The following is a 1,996-nucleotide window of genomic DNA, read 5'->3' on the forward strand; positions in this document are numbered from 1 at the left end:
CACAACAATCGCATCAACACGATTTATTACATTCGGCGTTCTGGGTTTGCCTTTAGTTTCGTGATTAAGGCGGTTAATTCAGATTAGTTTGCATGGTAATAAACGTGTTATGCCGGCGTTATATGCAAAAATGAGTTTATGAGCTAAATAGGGTAGAATTCTATTTTTGAACTGTAGTGAGCCACAAATGAATAAGCCCATCGAACAAAGAATTGGTAACATCGCCTTAGTTGTTGAAAATTATGATGATGCAATTGAATTTTATACTAAAAAACTTCAATTTGAGCTTATCGAAGATACGGATTTAGGCGGTGGTAAACGTTGGGTTCAAATATCTCCACCTAATTCAACGGGTACAAATTTACTATTGGCTCAAGCAAGTAATGATGACCAATTAAAATCAGTTGGCAATCAAGCTGGCGGTCGTGTTTTCTTATTTCTTCAAACTAATGATTTCTGGCGTGACTATGAGTTTATGAAAGCTCAAGGTGTCGAATTTACTGAAGAGCCACGTGTTGAAGAATACGGCACAGTTGTTGTATTTAAAGACTTATACGGTACAAAATGGGACTTATTGCAGTTAAATCAAGCTAACTAAGTCTGTAGCATATAACAAATGCATCAACACGATTTGCTACATTCGGCATTCTAGGTTTCTTTGAGTTTACCGTATTAAGTGGTAAATTTGGGCTTAATCTGCATAGTAGCAAACGTGTTATGCAGGCGTTATACGAATAAGGTGGATACAAGGATGATCGAAACAGAACGGCTAATACTAAAACCAGTAATGATTGAGGATATTGATATCTATAAGCAAATCATGTCTTGCCCGTTGATGAGCCAATATCTTCCAAAATCTGCACCTTATAATGATGATGAAATCTTTCAGCATGTAGCTAAAAGAATTGAACACTGGAAGCAGGGTTTTGGCTCTTTTATTGTTTATTCAAAAGTTAATCCAGAGGTTAAACTTGGCTATGTTGGTGTAGAAACCTCGCCAAATGTTGAATGTAGTGATATTCGATATGGCTTTATGCAAAACGCTCAAGGAAAGGGTTATGCATATGAAGCGGCTAATGCTGTTTTGAGGTTTACATTTGGGTTGGGTAATCATAAGAAGATATATGGTGTGGCAGTAAAAGATAATATCCCCTCAATTAAAATCCTAGAAAAATTAGGAATGGAAATTGATGATTCAGTAGTCATTTATAATGATGAGAAGTTAGTCACTCTATCTGTTGAGCAATTCGTATAACAAAGCAATCAACACGATGCTATTACACTCGGCATTCGCGGTTTAGAGTATAATTGGTTTGGTAAGTCAGTCGTTCGCACGTGTTATGCAGGCGTTATATTGCGAAAATAGTTAAGAGGATTTCATGGAAGAACAGTCTCAAATCTACTTGAATCAGTATCTAAGCTCACTTTCTGAAATTGAGCGTGAAAAGTATCAATCATTCAGTTCAGACTATTTCTGTGCTGATGAGCATAATGCCAATTTATGTGCGGAATTAATCCGAATTGGTCAAAAGACAGCAACTTGTAGTTTAAATATTTGGTATGAATCTGGTGAAGAACCAATGCCAACCGTTGGTCATTTACAAGTGGTCGTTGATTGGAATGGGAAACCAATTTGTATCATTGAAATTGATTCAGTTGAAACGTGTAAATATAACGAAGTTACGGCTGATTTTGCTCATGCAGAAGGCGAGGGCGACCGTTCATTAAAATGGTGGCGTGAAGCTCATTGGCGTTTCTTTGCTGCTGAATGTTCAGAGTTAAATATTGAGCCTAGTGAGGACATGGTTCTTGTATTGGAACGATTTCATGTCGTTTATCAATAGGCAATATAACAAAGCAATCAACACGATTTATTACATTCGGCGTTGTAGGTTTGTCTTTGGTTTAGGTGTTTAAGGCAGTAAAATTCAGCTAAGTCGTCGTAGTAATAAACGTGTTATGCAGGCGTTGTGCGTACTGAGTCCGAAATTTTTTG

At 37.0% G+C, this 1,996-nt stretch carries 3 protein-coding genes; all 3 read left to right on the forward strand.

Annotated features, from left to right (window positions below; genetic code table 11):
* Nucleotides 1–187: 187 nt before the first annotated feature.
* The 3 genes from A6E03_RS18365 to A6E03_RS18375 all read left to right on the forward strand — a co-directional run bounded on the left by A6E03_RS18365 (nucleotide 188) and on the right by A6E03_RS18375 (nucleotide 1,844).
* Entirely contained in the window at nucleotides 188–598 is a 411-nt protein-coding gene (locus A6E03_RS18365; RefSeq protein WP_065601479.1) for a VOC family protein, read from the forward strand.
* 153 nt (nucleotides 599–751) lie between these two features.
* On the forward strand, nucleotides 752–1,255 hold the full coding sequence (locus A6E03_RS18370; RefSeq protein WP_065601480.1) for a GNAT family N-acetyltransferase: 504 nt from the start codon (nucleotides 752–754) through the stop codon (nucleotides 1,253–1,255).
* Nucleotides 1,256–1,379: 124 nt separating this feature from the next.
* Complete coding sequence (locus tag A6E03_RS18375; protein WP_065601481.1) at nucleotides 1,380–1,844, forward strand: ASCH domain-containing protein; 465 nt, start codon at nucleotides 1,380–1,382, stop codon at nucleotides 1,842–1,844.
* Nucleotides 1,845–1,996: the final 152 nt, after the last annotated feature.

The sequence above is a fragment of the Aliivibrio sp. 1S128 genome (assembly GCF_001691065.1).
Taxonomy (GTDB): Bacteria; Pseudomonadota; Gammaproteobacteria; order Enterobacterales; family Vibrionaceae; genus Aliivibrio.